This window comes from Kitasatospora sp. NPDC088346, assembly GCF_044740765.1.
Lineage (GTDB): Bacteria > Actinomycetota > Actinomycetes > Streptomycetales > Streptomycetaceae > Kitasatospora.
Genome location: NZ_JBIURH010000042.1, coordinates 12413 through 29337 on the forward strand (window position 1 = coordinate 12413; position 16925 = coordinate 29337).

The 16925-nt window shown below is 74.9% G+C and carries 16 protein-coding genes and 1 pseudogene; 9 read left to right on the forward strand and 8 right to left on the reverse strand.

The window, feature by feature from the left end:
* Positions 1-31 precede the first annotated feature (31 nt).
* Both ACIOFR_RS33285 and ACIOFR_RS33290 read right to left on the reverse strand, forming a co-directional pair.
* Positions 32-451 (reverse strand): molybdopterin-binding protein, encoded by a 420-nt coding sequence (locus ACIOFR_RS33285; RefSeq protein ID WP_401003050.1) that lies wholly within the window; start codon positions 449-451, stop codon positions 32-34.
* A gap of 157 nt (positions 452-608) precedes the next feature.
* Entirely contained in the window at positions 609-1697 is a 1089-nt protein-coding gene (locus tag ACIOFR_RS33290; protein WP_401003052.1) for a WD40/YVTN/BNR-like repeat-containing protein, read from the reverse strand.
* 160 nt (positions 1698-1857) lie between these two features.
* On the opposite strand from ACIOFR_RS33290, the gene ACIOFR_RS33295 reads away from it, so the two are divergent.
* Entirely contained in the window at positions 1858-2619 is a 762-nt protein-coding gene (locus ACIOFR_RS33295; protein ID WP_401003054.1) for a pirin family protein, read from the forward strand.
* A 51-nt stretch (positions 2620-2670) separates the two neighbouring features.
* Here ACIOFR_RS33295 and ACIOFR_RS33300 read toward each other — a convergent pair.
* Together ACIOFR_RS33300 and ACIOFR_RS33305 are read right to left on the reverse strand one after the other, a co-directional pair.
* Positions 2671-4088, reverse strand: a pseudogene (locus ACIOFR_RS33300) (dihydrolipoyl dehydrogenase family protein).
* A gap of 141 nt (positions 4089-4229) precedes the next feature.
* Positions 4230-5756: an APC family permease gene (locus ACIOFR_RS33305; RefSeq protein WP_401003056.1), complete on the reverse strand. Its 1527-nt coding sequence runs from the start codon at positions 5754-5756 to the stop codon at positions 4230-4232.
* 136 nt (positions 5757-5892) lie between these two features.
* Here ACIOFR_RS33305 and ACIOFR_RS33310 point away from each other — a divergent pair, with 136 nt between their 5' ends.
* Positions 5893-6522 carry a TetR/AcrR family transcriptional regulator gene (locus ACIOFR_RS33310; protein ID WP_401003058.1) on the forward strand — a complete coding sequence of 210 codons (630 nt, stop codon included), beginning with the start codon at positions 5893-5895 and terminating at the stop codon, positions 6520-6522.
* A gap of 86 nt (positions 6523-6608) precedes the next feature.
* On the opposite strand, the gene trxA is transcribed toward ACIOFR_RS33310, so the two are convergent.
* Positions 6609-7001, reverse strand: coding sequence for a thioredoxin (trxA, locus tag ACIOFR_RS33315; RefSeq protein WP_401003060.1), 393 nt, complete (start codon positions 6999-7001; stop codon positions 6609-6611).
* Positions 7002-7201: 200 nt separating this feature from the next.
* Here trxA and ACIOFR_RS33320 point away from each other — a divergent pair, with 200 nt between their 5' ends.
* The 3 genes from ACIOFR_RS33320 (at position 7202) to ACIOFR_RS33330 (ending at position 9252) form a co-directional block, all read left to right on the forward strand.
* Positions 7202-7804 (forward strand): hypothetical protein, encoded by a 603-nt coding sequence (locus ACIOFR_RS33320; RefSeq protein WP_401003061.1) that lies wholly within the window; start codon positions 7202-7204, stop codon positions 7802-7804.
* Positions 7805-8002: 198 nt separating this feature from the next.
* Positions 8003-8587: a sigma-70 family RNA polymerase sigma factor gene (locus ACIOFR_RS33325; RefSeq protein ID WP_401003063.1), complete on the forward strand. Its 585-nt coding sequence runs from the start codon at positions 8003-8005 to the stop codon at positions 8585-8587.
* Positions 8584-9252, forward strand: a complete 669-nt coding sequence (locus ACIOFR_RS33330; RefSeq protein WP_401003065.1) for a zf-HC2 domain-containing protein — start codon at positions 8584-8586, stop codon at positions 9250-9252. Before ACIOFR_RS33325 ends, ACIOFR_RS33330 begins: the two co-directional genes overlap by 4 nt.
* Positions 9253-9334: 82 nt before the next feature.
* Here the strand turns inward: ACIOFR_RS33330 and ACIOFR_RS33335 are convergent, their stop codons facing one another.
* Positions 9335-9889: a hypothetical protein gene (locus ACIOFR_RS33335; protein ID WP_401003067.1), complete on the reverse strand. Its 555-nt coding sequence runs from the start codon at positions 9887-9889 to the stop codon at positions 9335-9337.
* A gap of 65 nt (positions 9890-9954) precedes the next feature.
* Positions 9955-10587, reverse strand: coding sequence for a class I SAM-dependent methyltransferase (locus tag ACIOFR_RS33340; protein ID WP_401003069.1), 633 nt, complete (start codon positions 10585-10587; stop codon positions 9955-9957).
* A gap of 193 nt (positions 10588-10780) precedes the next feature.
* Here ACIOFR_RS33340 and ACIOFR_RS33345 point away from each other — a divergent pair, with 193 nt between their 5' ends.
* From ACIOFR_RS33345 to ACIOFR_RS33360, 4 genes are all read left to right on the forward strand, one after another.
* Complete coding sequence (locus ACIOFR_RS33345; protein ID WP_401003071.1) at positions 10781-12025, forward strand: multiprotein-bridging factor 1 family protein; 1245 nt, start codon at positions 10781-10783, stop codon at positions 12023-12025.
* Positions 12026-12159: 134 nt separating this feature from the next.
* Positions 12160-12948 carry a toll/interleukin-1 receptor domain-containing protein gene (locus ACIOFR_RS33350; protein ID WP_401003072.1) on the forward strand — a complete coding sequence of 263 codons (789 nt, stop codon included), beginning with the start codon at positions 12160-12162 and terminating at the stop codon, positions 12946-12948.
* Between the two features lie 20 nt (positions 12949-12968).
* Entirely contained in the window at positions 12969-14921 is a 1953-nt protein-coding gene (locus ACIOFR_RS33355; RefSeq protein WP_401003074.1) for a hypothetical protein, read from the forward strand.
* A complete protein-coding gene (locus ACIOFR_RS33360) occupies positions 14918-16255 on the forward strand; it encodes a hypothetical protein (RefSeq protein WP_401003076.1) in 1338 nt (445 codons plus the stop codon). The genes ACIOFR_RS33355 and ACIOFR_RS33360 overlap by 4 nt, the downstream gene beginning before the upstream one ends.
* On the opposite strand, the gene ACIOFR_RS33365 is transcribed toward ACIOFR_RS33360, so the two are convergent.
* A complete protein-coding gene (locus ACIOFR_RS33365; RefSeq protein ID WP_401003078.1) occupies positions 16209-16805 on the reverse strand; it encodes a DUF1990 family protein in 597 nt (198 codons plus the stop codon). The genes ACIOFR_RS33360 and ACIOFR_RS33365 overlap by 47 nt on opposite strands.
* Positions 16806-16925 lie beyond the last annotated feature (120 nt).

Genomic DNA, 16925 nt, shown 5'->3' on the forward strand with positions numbered 1-16925 from the left:
CCGGCGCCGGCGCGAGGGGCGGGCGCGGCGGTCAGGCGGAGGCCAGCGAGACCTCGGTGGACTTGATCAGGGCGACCACGGGGGAGCCGGCGGCCAGGCCGAGCTCGTCGGCCGCGTCCACGGTGATGGCGGCGGTCAGCTCGGCGCCCTCGACGGACACCTTCACGCCCGCCATCGCGCCGCCCCGGGCGACCTCGGTGACGGTGCCGGTGAGCTGGTTGCGGATGCTCACGCCGGTGAGCGGGCCGGTGGCGAGGGCCACTTCGGTGGACTTCACCAGCGCCCGGACCTCGGTGCCGGTGTGCAGACCGAGCTCCTTGACGGCGTCCACGGTGATCGCGGCGGTCAGCTCCTGGCCGCCCGCGACGCTGACCTTGACGGTGGCCATCACGGCGCCGGTGGTGACGGAGACGACCGTGCCGGGGATCTGGTTGCGGATGCTCAGGTTCATGGGGTCGGTGCCTCGGTTTCGTCGTTGGAAGGGTTTTCCGGACGCGCCACCGCCACTCTGGACGGCGACGAACCCGCAGGTCGGAAAGGTTTCTCAGGTGCCAGGGCGAGGGCGCGGCCGGGCTCGCGGATGCCACCGGGCCGCGGCGGACGCCGGGTCAGCCGATGGTCGCCGCACGGACGCAGAGCACGTCCGGCAGGTGCGAGGTGAGCAGCGACCAGCTCTCGCCGTCGTCCGCCGAGCCGTAGACCTCGCCGTTGCGGTTGCCGAAGTAGACGCCGCCGGGCTCGGCGTCGTCGGTGCACAGCGCGTCGCGCAGTACGACGCCGTAGTGCGCGTCCTCCGGCAGGCCGTCGGAGAGCGGGTGCCAGCTGTCGCCGCCGTCCCGGGTGCGGTAGATCCGGCAGCGGTGGCCGGCGGGGAGGCGGGCGTAGTCCGCGTCGAGGGGGAAGAGGTAGGCGGTGCCGGGGGTGCGGGGGTGGGTGGCGATGCCGAAGCCGAAGGTGGCGGGCAGGCCGTCCTCGATCGGGCGCCAGCTGTCGCCGCCGTCGTCGCTGCGGTAGACGCCGCCGTGGTTCTGCAGGTAGAGGCGGTCGTGGTCGCCGGCGTCGGCGGCGACCTTGTGCACGCACTGGCCGAACTCCGGGTCCGGGTCGGGCAGGAACTCGGCCTTGATGCCGCGGTTGGACGGCTGCCAGCTGGCCCCGCCGTCGTGGGTGCGGTAGACGCCGCCGGTGGAGACGGCGACGGTGACCCGGGCGGGGTCGCGCGGGTCGGTGAGGACGGTGTGCAGGCCCTGGCCGCCGAAGCCGGCGTTCCACTCGGCGCGCTGCGGGTGCTCCCACAGGGCGTCGACCAGCTCGAAGCTCTCGCCGCGGTCGGTGGAGCGGAACAGCGCGGCGGGTTCGGTGCCCGCGTAGACCACGCCCGGGGCCTCCGGGCCGGCCGGTTGCAGGGCCCAGACCCGTTCCAGCGAGGTGCCGGTGTGCGGGGGGAAGCGCACCGCGGGCCGGGGCGGCTCGTGCCAGCTCGCGCCGAGGTCGTCCGACCACCAGACGGAGGGCCCCCAGTGGCTGGAGTCGGCGCCGGCCAGCAGGCGGACCCGCCCCCCGCGCCGGTCGACGGCGACCGAGTACACGGCGTTCATCCGGAAGTGCGGCCCGGTGAAGGACCACTCCTCGCGGTCCCGGCTGCGGCCCAGGAACAGGCCCTTCTGCGTGCCGACGGCCAGCAGCACCTCGGTCATGGCGAACCACCTGCCCAGAGTCGTAGGGCCCCCGGGCGCCAGTCTGCGCCGGGCCCGGTGGGGCCGCACGCCACCGCGCCGGGAATGGATGGCCACGGATGATAGTTTACAATTCAACAAGGCGGCTCCGGGCAGGAGCCCCGTACCGGAGGAGAGGCAGATGGCTTCCACGATCGACCTGCGCCGCGCCGGCGACCGCTTCCACACCCGGACCGACTGGCTGGACTCCCGGCACTCCTTCTCCTTCTCGCGGCACTGGGACCCGGCCAACACCCACTTCGGCCTGCTGCTGGTCTCCAACGACGACACCGTCGCGCCGGGCACCGGCTTCGACACCCACCCGCACCGGGACATGGAGATCATCACCTGGGTGCTGGACGGCGCCCTGGTGCACCAGGACTCCGAGGGCCACAGCGGCATCGTCTACCCCGGGCTGGCGCAGCGGATGAGCGCGGGCACCGGCATCCTGCACAGCGAGAAGAACGACTCCTGGACGCTGGACGGCAGCCCCGAGCACCGCGAGCCGGTCCGCTTCGTGCAGATGTGGACCGTCCCGGACGCGGCCGGCACCGTCCCCGGGTACCAGCAGCTGGACATCAACGACCAGCTGGCCAGGGGCGGTTGGACGACGCTCGCGTCCGGGATGCCCAAGCACTCCGCGCAGCGGGCGATCGGCATCCGGCAGCGGCACGCCGCGCTGCACGTCGCCCGGGTCCGCCCCGGCGAGACGCTGGAGCTGGCGACCGCGCCGTTCGTCCACCTCTACGTGGCGCGCGGCGAGGTCTCCGTGGAGGGCGCGGGCCTGCTGGGCGAGGGCGACGCGGCGCGGATCACCGGTGCCGAGGGCCAGCGGGTGACCGCCGGCCCCGAGGGCGCCGAGGTGCTGCAGTGGGAGATGGACGCCGCCGTCACCGTCGGCTGAGGCACGCCGGGCCACGGCCGTCCGGGGCCGCGGCGTCGCGGGCCGGGACGGCTACCCGCCGTCCCGGCAGCCCTCCAGCAGCCGCAGCCAGACCTCGCTGATGGTGGGGTACGACGGCACGGCGTGCCAGAGGCGGTCGATCGGCACCTCACCGACCACGGCAACGGTCGCCGAGTGCAGCAACTCCGCGACCGCCGGCCCGACGAAGGTCGCGCCGACCACCACGGACCGGTCCTGGTCGAACACCACCCGGGCCCGTCCGGTGTAGCCGTCGCCGTAGAGGGAGGCGCCGGCCACCTGGCCGAGGTCGTGGTCGACCGCGCGCACGTTCAGCCCCTGCTGCCGGGCCTGCGCGGCCGTCAGGCCGACCGAGGCGGCCTCCGGCTCGGTGAACACCACCTGCGGCGGCCCGGCGGTGTCGGCGGTCGCGGCGTGCGCCCCCCAGCGGCCGGTGTCGACCCGCTCGCCGCGCGCGCGGGCGACGATCGCGGCGCCGGCGATCCGGGCCTGGTACTTGCCCTGGTGGGTCATCAGGGCGCGGTGGTTGACGTCCCCGGCCGCGTACAGCCAGCCGCCGGGCTGCCGGTCACCCGGCAGCCGTCGTCGACCGCGAGCCAGCCGCCGTCCTCCAGCCCGACGGTGGCCAGGCCGAGGTCCGCGGTGTTCGGGGTCCGGCCGACGGCGTACAGCACCTCGTCCGCGGTGAGCGAGCCGCCGCCGGACAGCAGCAGTTCGACCGGCCCCTCGCCGTCCCGGCGGACCTCCTCGACCTCGGTGTTCAGCCGGACGTCGACGCCCGCCGCGCGCAGCCCGTCGGCGACCATCTCCCCGGCGAAGGGCTCCATCCGGTCCAGCAGGCCGCCGCCGCGCACCAGCAGCACCACCTCGGAGCCGAGCGACCGCCAGGCGGTGGCCATCTCGACCGCGACCACCCCGCCGCCGACCACCGCGAGGCGGCCGGGCGCGCGCTGGGCGCTGGTGGCGTCCCGGCTGCTCCAGGGCCGGGCCTCGGGCAGGCCGGGGACCGGGGGAAGGGCGGCCCGGGTGCCGGTGCAGACCGCGACGGCGTGACGCGCGGTCAGGAGCCGGTCGCCGACCTGTACCTTCCGCTCCCCGGCCAGCCGGCCGTGTCCGCGGACCAGTTCGATGCCCGCGCCGCGCAGCCACTCCACCTGGCCGTCGTCCTTCCAGTGCGAGGTGAAGCCGTTGCGCCGGTCCAGGACGGGCGCCGGGTCCAGCCGGTCCCCGGCCGGCACGCCGGGCAGCGCACGGGCGTGGGCGAGCGCCGAACCAGGGCGCAGCAGCGCCTTGCTGGGCATGCAGGCCCAGTACGAGCACTCGCCGCCGACCAGTTCGCTCTCGACCAGCGCGGTGCGCAGCCCGGCCGCGGCCGTCCGGTCGGCGAGGTTCTCGCCGGTCGGACCGCCGCCGAGGACCACCACGTCGTACTCATCGGCCGGTTCGGACATGGTTCTCCTTCGACGTCGGACGCTGGGGCACTGCGCGCCCATCCTCTGCCGGGGGGAGGTGCCGTGGCCAGCGTCCGGGTGCCGGTGTGTCGCCGTGCCGGTGGGTCGACAGGCCGCTCCCGGTGCGGATCCGGTGCGCGCTCAGAGCACGGCCGGTGCGAGCTCGTCGGTGTCGGGGCGCTGCGGGACGCCGGCGGTCATCAGCCGCTGCGGGCGGCGGACCAGCAGGTAGCCGAGGCCGGTCAGGGTGACCGCGCCGGTGCCGAGCAGCGCGGCCCAGACCTGGTACCAGGGCGCGCCGGGCGGTGCCAGGACGGCGCGCGGCCAGCAGATGTTGACCACCTCCAGGCCGGTCCACAGCACCGCCAGGACGTTCAGCGGGGTGCCCCACCGGCCGTACGAGACCGCGCCGGCCGGGCGCCAGGTGCCGCGCAGCCGGGCGATGAGGGCGGCCAGGCTGAGCAGGAAGAACGGCAGGAAGGTGGCGGCGGTGCCGAAGGTGATCAGGCTGCCGATCGCCGTGGACTCCAGGCCGAGCGGCAGTGCGGCGGCGCTGATCAGGGTGGTGGCGACCAGGCCGCCGATCGGCGCCCGGTGGCGGTTGACCCGGCGGACCCGGTCGGCGAACGGGAAGACGCCGTCCCGGGCGAGCGAGTAGAGGCCGCGGGCGGCGCCGCCCTGCGAGGCCATCAGGCAGGCGGTGAAGCTCACCAGGACGACCACCACGAACGGCTTGGCCGACCAGTCGCCGAATCCGGTGGTGACGGCGGTGGTCACCGGGTCGAGGTCGGCGCCGGCGACCACGGCCGCCGGGTCGGGGTGGGCGAGCACCACCGAGACGGCGTTCAGGATCACCACGACGCCGACGCTCAGCAGGGCCCAGCGCATCGCCCGCGGCACCTGCCGGGCGGCGTCCTTGGTCTCCTCGGCGGTGGAGACGCAGGCGTCGAAGCCGATGAAGGCCCAGCCGCCGACGGCGACCACGGCGAGGAAGGCCATCGGGCCGCCGGTGCCGGTGGCGGCGGGGGCGTCCAGGGTGTCGGTGAGCAGGGAGAAGCCGTGCGCGCGGAAGAACAGCAGCAACGCGAGGCCGACCAGGACCGAGGCGACGGCCTCGGCGGCGATGCCGAGCGAGACGATGCGCCGCAGCAGGGTGATGCCGTAGGCGTTGACCAGCGCGCAGACCAGCATGAAGCCGGCGGCCACCAGCACCAGCGCGGCCGGGGACGGGACGGCGCCGAACAGCGCGAAGAACCAGGGTGCGGCCAGGTAGGCGACGGTGGTGTTGGCGAACATCACCGCGAACTGCCACATCCAGCCGGTCATCCAGGCGAAGGAGGGGGCGGCCAGCCGACGGCTCCACTGGTAGGCGCCGCCCGCCAGTGGCCACTGCGAGGCCAGCTCGGAGTAGACGCAGACCACGAGCAGCTGGCCGAGCAGGCAGATCGGCAGCGCCCAGACCCAGGCCCCGCCGAACACGCCCATCCCCACCTGGGCCACCGCGTAGAGGCCGACCACGGGGGAGACGACGGCGAAGCCCATCGAGATGTTGCCCAGCACGCCGAGACTGCGGCGCAGCTCCTGCCGGTAGCCGAGGGCCGCGAGCTGGTCGCTGTCGGCCCCGGGGGCGGGTGCGTGTGCGTGTGCTCTGGGAGGGTTCTCGGTCATGTCCGGGCCACCTTGCCGTCGACAAAAACTAACTTTGTTAGTCAGGGACGGTAGCCGGTGCCCGGGGGGAGGGGAAGGGGCCGACACCAGGCTGTAACGTGACCGCGTCGACACAACGGGCGAAGGGCGGGGGAGCGTGGGGCGACCGAGCAGGCCACTGCTGAGCAGGGACGTCATCGCCAGGGCCGCCCTCGACGTGGTCGACGAGTACGGCGCCGACGGCCTCACCATGCGCGCCCTGGCCGACCGCCTCGGCGTCAAGGCCGCCTCGCTCTACAACCACGTCGCGGGCAAGGACGAACTGCTCGACGCGCTCGCCGAACTGGTCAACGAGGAGATCGACCTCACCCCGCTGCGCCGCCCGGCCCCGGCCGACTGGCGCCAGGACCTCGCCGCGTACGCCCGCGGCTACCGCGCCGTCTTCCTGCGCCACCCCAACACCATCGCGCTGCTCGCCCGCCGCCGGGTCGAGGCCGGCCGGCAGCTGCTCACCTACGACACCCTGCTCGCCGCGCTCGGCCGGGCCGGCCTCGCCCCCGCCGACGCGGCCGAGGCCGCCGCCGCCCTGGACTACCTGGTCCTCGGCTCGGCCCTGGAGACCTTCAGCGCCGGATTCACCCGCGACGCCGCCTCCTACCGCCCGCACCAGCCCGCGCTGGCCGGCGCCCTCGAAGCGTCCGCCGAACGCGGCCCCGGCCTCGACGAGCGCGGCTTCGAACTGGCCCTGCGGCTCCTGCTGGACGGCCTCGCGGCCCGTACGGCCTGAACCGGCCCCTCCCGCCGGCCGCGCCGGCCCTCGGACAGGCCGGTGGGGGCCGGCTCGTCCCGGCCCCCACCGCACGTGGAGCGTGCTCAGCCCTGCGCCTGCGCCTCGGCCTTCGCCTTCTGCTCGGCCACGTTGGCGTGCACCTCGGCCATGTCCAGCTTGCGGGCCTGCTCGATCAGGTTCTCCAGGGCGGGCTCCGGCAGTGCGCCCGCCTGGGCGAACACCAGGACGCCCTCGCGGATGATCGCCAGTGTCGGGATGGACTGGACGTCGAAGGCGGCCGCCAGCTCCTGCTGGGCCTCGGTGTCCACCTTCGCGAAGGTCAGGTCGGTGTGCCGCTCCGCCGCACGCTCGTACACCGGCGCGAACATCCGGCAGGGGCCGCACCAGCCCGCCCAGAAGTCGATGAGGACGAACTCCTTGCCCTCGGCCTGGACCAGCTCGTCGAAGTTGTCCTTGGTCAGTTCGACCGTGCTCATCGGGTTCTCCCTGCCCTTCGTAGTGGCTCGACCGCCTCAACCGGCAGGGCGTCCGGTCTATTCCGAAAAAACTTTCCGTGACGTTGAACGCTGCCGCCGGGGCGTCCGTATCCCTGGGTGAGCGGGTGCCGGACGGCGCTCGCGGGGGCACCACAGCCACCCGAACAACCAACCGACACAAGCCATGTGGGGGATCCGCCATGCCCAAGTACCGCCGCGCCGCCGCCTTTGCCGCCGCCTCCGTCGCCGTCGTCGCGCTCGTCACGGCCTGTGACCCCGACGGCGGCCAGGACGGCTACGGCTCGGCCCCGGCCGCCTCCTCGGGCGCCGCGCAGGCCCCGGCCCCCGCCGACGGCGGCGCGCAGGCCCCGGCCGCCGACGGCGCCAAGGGCGCGCTCCAGACCGCCACCTCCGCCAGCCTCGGCATGATCGTCACCGACGGCAGCGGCTACACGCTCTACCGGTTCGACAAGGACACCGCCAAGCCGTCCGCCTCCAACTGCAACGGCGGCTGTGCGACCACCTGGCCGCCCGCGGTCGCCACCGACAACCCGCAGGTGAAGGGCGTCGACAGCAAGCTGGTCGGCACCGTGACCCGGGCCGACGGCACCAAGCAGCTCACCCTGAACGGCTGGCCGCTGTACCGCTACGCCTCCGACGCCAAGCCCGGCGACACCAAGGGTCAGGGCGTCGGCGGGACCTGGTTCGCCTCCACCCCCACCGGGACGAAGGCCGCCGCCGTCGGCGGCGCCGGTGCCCCCGCGGCGAGCCCGAGCGCGAGCGACTCCGGCTACGGCTACTGAGCCACCGGGGGCCCCGGCCCGCCCCCGGTCCGCCCGCCCGCCGGGCGGCCGGACCGGGCGGGTCGGGTGCGGCGCGGGCGCCCGCGCCGCACCCCTTGGGGATATCGACAGATGCGGCCGCCGACTTGAGGCGGCCGCCCGTAGCGACCGACGGAATTCGTCCGCCCCGGGCGACCCGTCTCGACCTGGAGGCAACGGGTGCGCAAGGATGGCACCGTGACCGACCTTCCCCGCGCCGCCGGACGGCTGTCCGACGGCGGGCCGCCGACAGGCCCGGGGCCGGACGAGGAGCTGATGCGGACGCTCTACCGCGACCACGCCGGCCCGCTGTTCGGCTTCGTCCTGCGGCTGGTCGCGGGCGATCGGCAGCGGGCGGAGGACGTCGTGCAGGAGACCCTGGTCAGGGCCTGGCGCAACATCCACCGCCTAGACGTCGACCACGGGTCGGTCCGCCCGTGGCTGGTGACGGTCGCCCGGCGCATCGTCATCGACGGTCACCGCAGCAGTCTGGCCCGCCCGCGCGAGGTCGACCCGTCGCCGCTCGAACTGCTGCCCGCCGAGGACGAACTCGAAAAGGCGCTACGACTGATGACCATCTCCGACGCGCTCGACGACCTCACCCACGCCCATCGCGAGGTCATCGTCGCCACCTACCTGAAAGGCTGTACGGTCAATGAGGCGGCCGCCGAGCTCGGCATCCCAGCAGGCACAGTCCGGTCCAGGATCTTCTACGCCCTGCGTGCGCTGAAGATCGCGCTGGAGGAGCGAGGAGTGACACCGTGACGTCGCATCAGGACGAGCACCTCGACGTCGGCGCGTACGTCCTCGGGGTCCTCGACCACGCCGACCGGCTGCGGTTCGAGGCGCACCTGGCCGGCTGCCCGCGCTGCAGCGCCGAGATGGACGAGCTCGGCGGCCTGGAACCGCTGCTCGCCGAACTCGTCGACGCCGGACCGGTCCTGGAACAGCCGAGCGACCAACTGCTCGGCCGGCTCGTGGACGAAATCTCCGCGGCCCGCCGGCGCACCCGCACCCGCCGGCTGTTCCTGGTCGCCGCCGCGGCCGTGCTGGTGATCGGCGGTCCGGCCGTGACGCTGGCCGTGACCCAGGAGGACAGGCCCGCCGCCGTCGCCGCGCAGCAGTTCAGCGCCACCGACCCCACCACCGGGGTCTCCGCCACGGTCGGCGTCACCCAGAAGAAGTGGGGCAGCCAGATCAGCCTGGCCCTGTCCAACGTCCCGGGCCCCAAGGAGTGCGACCTGGTCGCCGTCTCCCGGGCCGGCGAACGGCAGACGGTCACCAGCTGGTCCGTCCCGCCGACCGGCTACGGCGCCGTGGCCCTGCAGACCACCGGCGGGGCGGCGCTGCAGCCGTCCGAGATCGACCACTTCGAGGTCCGCACCCTGGACGGCAAGCAGCTCCTGGTCTCCGTCCCGCTCCGGGCCTGACCGCACCGGCCTGACCGCACCGGCCGACCGGCCGCACCGCCGAGCACCGGCGGTGCGGCCGGTCGGCCGTCGCCCACCGGCGTCAGCCGACCGGCGCCAGCCCCCGGCCGACGGCCTCGACCAGCCCGGGGCAGCCGGCGCGCACCGCCCAGCGGGAGGCCGCGGAGAGGAAGCCGTCCAGTTCCCGCCGCACGCCCCGCAGCAGCTCCGGCAGCCCGGCCCGGGGCAGATCGAGCCAGGGCGAAGCGCTGTCCTGGCGCAGCCGGACACTGTCGCCGACGAAGCGGAGCTCGGGCGTCGGGTCGTGCCCCAGCCAGATCGCCTCGCCCTCCGCGACCTCGTACCAGGCCTGCCAGTCCTCCAGGCCGGAACAGCACCCCGGGTCCACCGTCGTCCCGCTGCCGTGGTCCGCGACCCGCAGCCCGCCCGGGATCGCCAGACCGTCCTCGGCCGGGAACTCCCGCGGATCGTCGTCCTCCCAGGAGTTGCAGCTCAGCACCGACGCCGCCACCGCGCCCAGTTCGAGGTCGGTCAACCCGCCGTGCAGCGGCAGCAGCCGGAACGGTGGGAGCGCGGCGACCGGCCAGCGGGTGAAGGCGTCGAGCGGTTCGATCTCCAGGACGGGACGCGTCGTCATCACCGCCCCAGCCTCCCGCCCCGGTGCGGGCCGGGCCACTGCTTTTTCCCGCCCGGCACCGGAGTTCAGGCGGACACGGCCACACCGAGGGAGGCGGCGCCCATCGCCTTCGGCGCGCCCTTCTCGTAGAACACGTCGAGCTCGGCGATGGTGAACCCGGCATCGGTCAGCAGGCCGACGATCGGCCGGTCCAGATGGCAGCCCGCGAACAGCCGCTGCTCCAGCGGGTCGAACCGGTGCTGCCAGCGCCGGACGCCCTCGTCCGGGGCCAGCCCGTGCTCCACGAAGTGCAGGGCCCCGCCCGGCCGCAGCACCCGCCGCACCTCGCGCAGGGCGGCGGCGACGTCCGGGATGGTGCACAGCGTCCAGGTCGACAGCGCGGCGTCGTAGCTGTCGTCCGGGAACGGCAGCACCTGCCCGTCCAGACCGGCCCGCCGGACCGGCACCCGCGAGGCCGCGAGCCGCTTCCCGGCCAGCCGCCAGCCCACCTCCGACGGCTCGACCGCATCCACCCGCGTCACCGCCGCCGGGTAGTGCGGCACGTTCAGCCCCGACCCGAACCCGATCTCCAGCACCTCACCCGCGAGTCCCGCACACACCCGCTCCCGCAGCTCCCCGGCCTCCCCCAGGGAACACGCGACGTTCACGAGCCGCGGCACGACCTGCTCGGCGTAGAAGCCCATGGCAACCTCCCGCACTCCCCTCCAGTCTGGCACTCCCGCCGCCCACCGCGGGCGTGGCCGCGGCCCGGGGCGGGAGGAAACGGGAAACCCGGGCGGATCCCCGCTCCCCACGGACACCGCGTGCCAGACTCTCCGAGGAACGACGGGGAATGCCGCGGCGGCCGCACCAGGGCTGCCGCGGCCGGACGCTTCAAGGGGTGGTCGTCGGATGGGCGCGTCTTTACGCTTCGGCTCGGAGCTGCGCCGGCTGCGCCAGGAGGCGGGCCTCTCGCTCGGCCGGTTCGCCCTGGCGGTGAACTACAGCAAGGGACACCTCAGCAAGATCGAGCGGGGTGAGAAGCGGACCCCGCCCGGACTCGCCCGGCGGTGCGACGCGCTGCTCGGCGCCGAGGGCCGGTTGCAGCGGCTGGCCGAACCGGACGCGCAGCCCGCCCGCCCCGCGCCGGAGGACGGCACCTGGCTGGTGGACCGTCGCAGCCTCCTCACAGCCGGAGCCGGATCGTTGATCGGCCTCGGACTCGGCACAAGTGAAGCGGTCGCCGGGACGGACGCCGTGTCGCCCACGCTCGCCCTGTTCCGGGTGCAGTTCGACCAGATGCGACAGCTCGGGCAGAGCACCGACCCGGCGGTCGTGCTGCCGCTCCTGGAGGCGCAGACCCGCACGGTGGCCGAGCTCGCGGGCCGGGGCGCGCCCGCGGACCGCGCGGGCATGCTGCTGCTGGCCTCCCGGTTCGCGGAGTACGCGGGCTGGATGGCCCAGGAGGCCGGCGACAACGCGGCCGCCCTGTCCTGGACGGCCGACGCCGTGGAGCTGGCGCAGGCCGCCGGCGACCGTGACCTGGCCTCGTACGCCCTCGTCCGCCGGGCGCTGGTGACCCTCTACGGCTCCGACGCCGCGCAGACCGTCGCCCTCGCCCGCCGGGCGCAGAGCAGTGGGCTCCCGCCCCGGATCCGCGGGCTGGCCGCGCAGCGCGAGGCCCAGGGCCACGCGCTGGCGGGCGACGAGCGGGCGGCCCTCGCCGGTCTGGAGCGCGCCCGTGCACTGCTCGCTTCCGCGGACGCCGGCTCCGGGAGCGGCGAGCCCGTGATCGGCACCACCAGCCTGGCCGACCCGGCCGCCATGGTCACCGGGTGGTGCCTGTACGACCTCGGCCGCCCGCGGGAGGCCGCCGAGGTGCTCGATCGGGAGTGCGCGCGCATCGACCCGCGAGCACTGCGCGCACGGACCAGGTACGGGCTGCGGCGGGCACTGGCCCACGCGGCGGCGGGCGAGATCGAGCAGTCCTGCGGCATCGCGGCGGAACTGCTGGATCTCACGGCGTCCGTCCCCTCGGCCACGGTCGGTGCCGACGTCCGGCGGCTCGCCCGGGAGCTCTCCCGGTTCCGGGCCGAACGGGCGGTGCGCGACCTCCAGCCCGCGTTGGCCAGGGCACTCGCTCCCGCCGGGGCCTGAGCGGCCTCGGCGGCCTCGGCGGCCTGAGCAGCCGGGGTGCTGCGCCGTGCCGCTCGGGGCGACCCGTTTCGTTCTCTGCGCCGTGGCCCGTGGCGGGCCCCGGCCGTCCATTCGCGTTCAGGAGGGAATTCGTCGTGCCCGACATCTTCGTCAACTACCGCACCGGTGATGCGGACAGTGATGCCACCTTGATCGAGACGGTGCTCTCGCACCGGTTCGGCAGTGAGCGGGTGTTCCGCGCGAGCAAGTCGATCGGCCCCGGCCGGCGCTTCCCGCAGGAGCTGATCACGGCGGTCCGCCGGTGCAGCGTTCTGCTCGTCGTCATCGGCCCGCGCTGGGCCGAGGCGCCGGCCGCCGGCGGCGGGAGGGCGTTGGACGACCCCGAGGACTGGACCCGCCGCGAGATCCTGGAGGCCTTCGACAGCGGCGCCCTGGTCATCCCGGTGCTCGTCGGCAAGGGGACCCGCCTGAAGGGCGCGGATCTCCCGCCGGTCCTGTCCGAACTGGCGGACCACCAGTACCGGCGGCTGGACAACCGCAACGCCGAGGCCGACCTGGCCCGGATCGGCGACGAACTCGCCGAGCTGGTGCCCGAGTTGGGTGCCGTCGAGGCGGCGAGGAAGGCCGACCGCCGGGCACCGCAGGACGACGACGGCCACGTCAGCAACAGCGCCGGGGAGGTCCACGGCACCCAGATCCAGGCCCGCGACCTGCGGCACCGGCAGCGCGGCGGCATCGGCAACCTCACCGGAGACCTCTCCGGGACGTTCATCGGCGAGTCCCACGGCCCGGTGCACGCCGGCAGCGGGAACCAGTACAACGCGCCGCAGTTCTCCGGGGACGGCGTCAACTACGTCGCGGGTGACAACTCCGGTGCGATCCGGCAGCAGTTCGGCGGCCGGCGCCGGGGCGAGGAGCGGTGACCGGTGGCGGAGACGTCCGTGTGAGCGACCCGCGGGGCCCGGTCCACAGCGGCAGCGGAAACCAGTACATCTACTGGATGGCGGCACCCGGTTCCGGTCCCCTGGTCAGGGCAGGTGTCGACCGGAACCGGATCGTCCACGAGCACCGCCGCCGGCTCAGCCAGTGGTTCGTGCCGCCGAAGGGCCACGGCCGGGCGATCCGGCGGCTGGCCGAGCCGGGCTCGGCGGTTCTGCTGGACGGACCGCGCGGCAGCGGGCGCCGGACGGCGGCGACCATGCTGCTGCACCAACTCGGCGGTCCGGTCGGCAGGTTCGAGGAGCTGTCGGTCGAGCGCGAGGAGGAGGACCTGGACGCGGCGCCCGACGACCGCTTCCTCCTCGACCTGTCCAGCGTGAGCGACGACGACTACCCCGAGGCGCAGCGCGTCCTCGCCGGGTACCGGGCCGTCGTCGAGAAGGTCGGGGCCCGTCTGGTCGCCGTCCTGCCGGCCGGTCTGGAGTACCTGCTCGGCGCCGAGTTCGCGCCGCTGGTGGTCCGGATCGGCCGGCCGCGCGGGGTGCGGGTGCTCAGCCGGTACCTGCGGGTGGACGCGATCGGCTTCGAACCGGAGCAACTGGCCCGTCCAGAGCTGCTCCCCGTGCTCGACGACTCCCCGGTGCGGGAGATCGCACGACTGGCGGAGCTGATCCGGCGTGCGCGGGACAGCGGGCACTGCGGCTCCGACTTCGACTCCTGGTGCGCCGCGGCGCTGGCCGCGGTCAAGGACTGCTCCGGCGAGGTGGCCGGGCAGGTCAGGAAGAACCGGACGGTCCGGGCCCGGGCCCTGCTGGTGGTCGCCGCGATGCTGAGCGGCGCACCCGCCGACGCCGTCTTCCAGGCGACGCAGAAGCTGCTGGCGGCCGTCGGCTACCAGGGGGACGGGACACCGAGGCTGGCCCAGGCCGATCTGGGCGAGGAACTGGCCTCCCTGGCGATCGCCCGGGACGCGGAAGGTCGGGTGGGCTTCGAGCGCCTGGCTTACGACGGAGCCGTCCGGGCCCACTTCTGGACCAACTTCCCCGACCTGAGGGAGACCCTGCGGGACTGGGTGGCGCAGGCGGTCACGCTGCCGGCGCTCAGCGGTGACGACCGGATGGGCCTGGTCGCCCGCTTCGCGGAGCAGTCGTTGGCCGTGGGATGCCCGGACCACCTCTGGCACCTCGTCGAACGGTGGACGCGGCCCACCGCGTCCGGGCGGCTGCGGGCCGAAGCCGCCGCCGCGGTCGAGCTGGGGCTCGGCCACGAGCGGTACGGCGCGGAGTTCCGGGCGCGGATCTACAGCCTGGCGACCGGGCCGGCGCTCGCCCCCGACCTCGCCCGGGTGCTCACGGAGGTGTGCCAGCAGGTGCTGGCGGCGACCCACCCCGACCAGGCGCTCGTCCGGCTGCACCACCTGGCGCTGCGGCAGGGCGGAGAGGAGGGCCGGGCGGCCCGCTCGGCCCTGCTGGAGCTTGCCGCGGGTGACCGCCGGCTCTACCGCCGACTGGTGGGCAGGGCGCTGTCCCGGCAGTCGTCCGCGGCCAGGTCGGAGACGGACCTGGCGATCCTGCGCGAGCTCGGCGACCCCGCCGGGCTCCGGATCCGCCCACCCTGGCCGTCGCTCACCGACGCCTGGCGCGCGGTCATGACGGGCTGCCCGTCGGCCGACTGGGGCCCGGCGGTGCACCGCTGGCTCACCGCGGTGCACCGGGACGGGAGCCTGGGGCCGGTCCTGGACGTCCTGCTGAGAGCCGCTTCGGGCCGTGCGGACCTCCTCGTCAGGCTCTACCTGATCACCTGCGACTGGGCGGAGGAAGACCCCTTCGCGCCGGTGGCGCAGCGTACGGCCCGGGTGGCGGTCGCCACCCGGTTCTGGCAGAAGATCGATGCCGCTCAGGGGATCGGCGCCGTGGACGCCGGCCCCGGAGCATCCGACCCGCGGGAGACCCAGTGACGTCAAGGAGCAACATCAGGTTCACCCTCCTCGCCTTCGGCGGGGGCATCGTTCCCGTCGCCTGCGGGTGGCTGCTGGGTTGGCCGGTCTGGCTCTGGGTGTGCCTGTCGGCGCTGGTCCTGACCGGAGTCGCCCTGCGGGCGATGACCCTGCCCGACGGTGGGGGCGGGAGCTGGGCCCCGGATGCCGACCCGGTCGGGAGCATGCCGCCGATGGTGCCAACCGTGCCCGCGGACCTGCCGCTCCAGGAGGTGAGGGTGGTGAACGTGGCGCTGCCGAGCGCGCTGGAGGACTACGACTTCCTGTTCTCGGCCACGGTGTGGTGGCGGCCCGTCCACAACCACTCCGGCGCCTTCCACACCAGCCCGGCCAGCCTGGCCATCGCCTCCGTCCTCGAACGGGCGGGCGCCATGGCGCGGCAGGAGTCCCCGGTCCGTTGCGAGTTGGCCGGGCACCGGCTCGGCGGCGCGCTGGGCATCCAGCTCCAGGACGCGTCCGCCCTGATCACCGCCTCCGCCGCCGACGTCACGCTCGGCCTCGCCCAGGCGGACCGGGAACGGCTGGAGCGGATCGAGGGCCTGCGGAAGTCGGAGGACGCCTGGGAACAGCAACGCGCCTACGAGCGCAACCAGCGCACCTACCTGCACGACGACGTCCTCCGGAGCCCGGGCAGTGCGGTGGTGTGGTGGCTGGCGCGGCACGACGAGGAGGTCGAGAAGGCGGTGGAGATGATCGGCCCGCTCGTCCGGCTCTCGTCGGTCGCGAACGACCGGGAGGTGCCGGAGCCGTTCAGGCATCTGATCGGGGACCCCGTCGGGGACCCTGTCGAGGAGCCGTCGACCGCCGAGCCGATGCAGTGGACGCTCACCGGAGCAGGGCCCGAGGCGGCGCCCGCGCCGGTGTTCCGAGCGGCAACGGACGACCCCGTGATCGGTCCGGTGGCCGAGCTGCTGGACGATCTGGGGCTGGCCGAGGGGTCCGACGAGCGGGCCGTCTTCCTGCACCGCATCGTCCGCTCGGCCGAGGCCGCCGGCCAGCCGGCCGCGGCGGGACACATCCGGCAGGCGCTGATCGCTCCGCGCTCGGACGACCGGAGCGGCGCCTCGCCGGGCGAGCCGGCCGCGACGCCCGTGGGTCCGGTGCACCGGACCCACGGCGTCACGGGCGTGGTGATCCCCGGCTACGGTCAGGAGGAGCCGCCGGACGACGCGGCGGACGCCGGGCACTTCGAGGCGGTCGCCGCCCTCTGGGAGACGGCCCGCCCGACGCCCGGCGGAGCCGAGCCGGTCACCCCCGGTCCCGCCCCCGAGGCCGACCGGAGCGGCCACCGCTGACCGCCCCCGGCGCGCCGAGGCCCCGGGCTGCTCCCGCCGCCCGGCGTACGGCGCGACCGTAGCGGCGCGCGTACATCCTCTGCAGGACGGGGACGGCGGGGCCGGCGAGGCGGGTGTACCAGCGGGCCGGGCGGCTGAAGGCGGTGACCGTGAACCAGACCGCGAGGGTCCGGTCCAGCTCGACGACGAAGGATTCCTCGCCGCACTCGGGGTGCCCGGGGAGGGTGCCGTAGGCGAAGCCGATCCGGTCGGGGCCGTGAGTCGCCCAGACCACCCGGCAGGGGGCGGTGATCCGCAGGGGCCCGGCGCCGACGGTGCAGTCCACCCGGGCGCCGGCCTCGGCCCGTCCGGCCGGGGAGTCGGCCCGGACGCCCGCCCCGCGGTGCATCCGCCAGGTCGTGACGGCGGCGCCGGCGGCCTCCAGGACGTCGCGGCCGTGGCCGATCAGGACGCGGTGGCGCAGGTGGTGGTACCCGCCGGGGAGCGGCCCGGGCCGGGCGGTCGCGCCGACCTCGCGGTAGCTGAACGGTGGGGCGGTCGGGGCGGTCACGGTGGCTCCTTCCCGAGCGCGTCGGGGCCCGGCCCCGCCGACTCTACGCAGGTGGCCGGAGGCCGTCGGCACCGCCCTGGGTGCGCGCGGCGGCGCACACTGGGAGGGTGGGGAGGAAGG

Excerpts from the sequence above, each read along its gene's own strand:
- ACIOFR_RS33305 (WP_401003056.1), bottom strand. The coding sequence starts at position 5,756 with ATGACCGAGAACCCTCCCAGAGCACACGCACACGCACCCGCCCCCGGG.
- ACIOFR_RS33295 (WP_401003054.1), top strand. The coding sequence starts at position 1,858 with ATGGCTTCCACGATCGACCTGCGCCGCGCCGGCGACCGCTTCCACACC.
- trxA (WP_401003060.1), bottom strand. The coding sequence starts at position 7,001 with ATGAGCACGGTCGAACTGACCAAGGACAACTTCGACGAGCTGGTCCAG.
- ACIOFR_RS33335 (WP_401003067.1), bottom strand. The coding sequence starts at position 9,889 with ATGACGACGCGTCCCGTCCTGGAGATCGAACCGCTCGACGCCTTCACC.
- ACIOFR_RS33345 (WP_401003071.1), top strand. The coding sequence starts at position 10,781 with ATGGGCGCGTCTTTACGCTTCGGCTCGGAGCTGCGCCGGCTGCGCCAG.
- ACIOFR_RS33320 (WP_401003061.1), top strand. The coding sequence starts at position 7,202 with ATGCCCAAGTACCGCCGCGCCGCCGCCTTTGCCGCCGCCTCCGTCGCC.
- ACIOFR_RS33285 (WP_401003050.1), bottom strand. The coding sequence starts at position 451 with ATGAACCTGAGCATCCGCAACCAGATCCCCGGCACGGTCGTCTCCGTC.
- ACIOFR_RS33290 (WP_401003052.1), bottom strand. The coding sequence starts at position 1,697 with ATGACCGAGGTGCTGCTGGCCGTCGGCACGCAGAAGGGCCTGTTCCTG.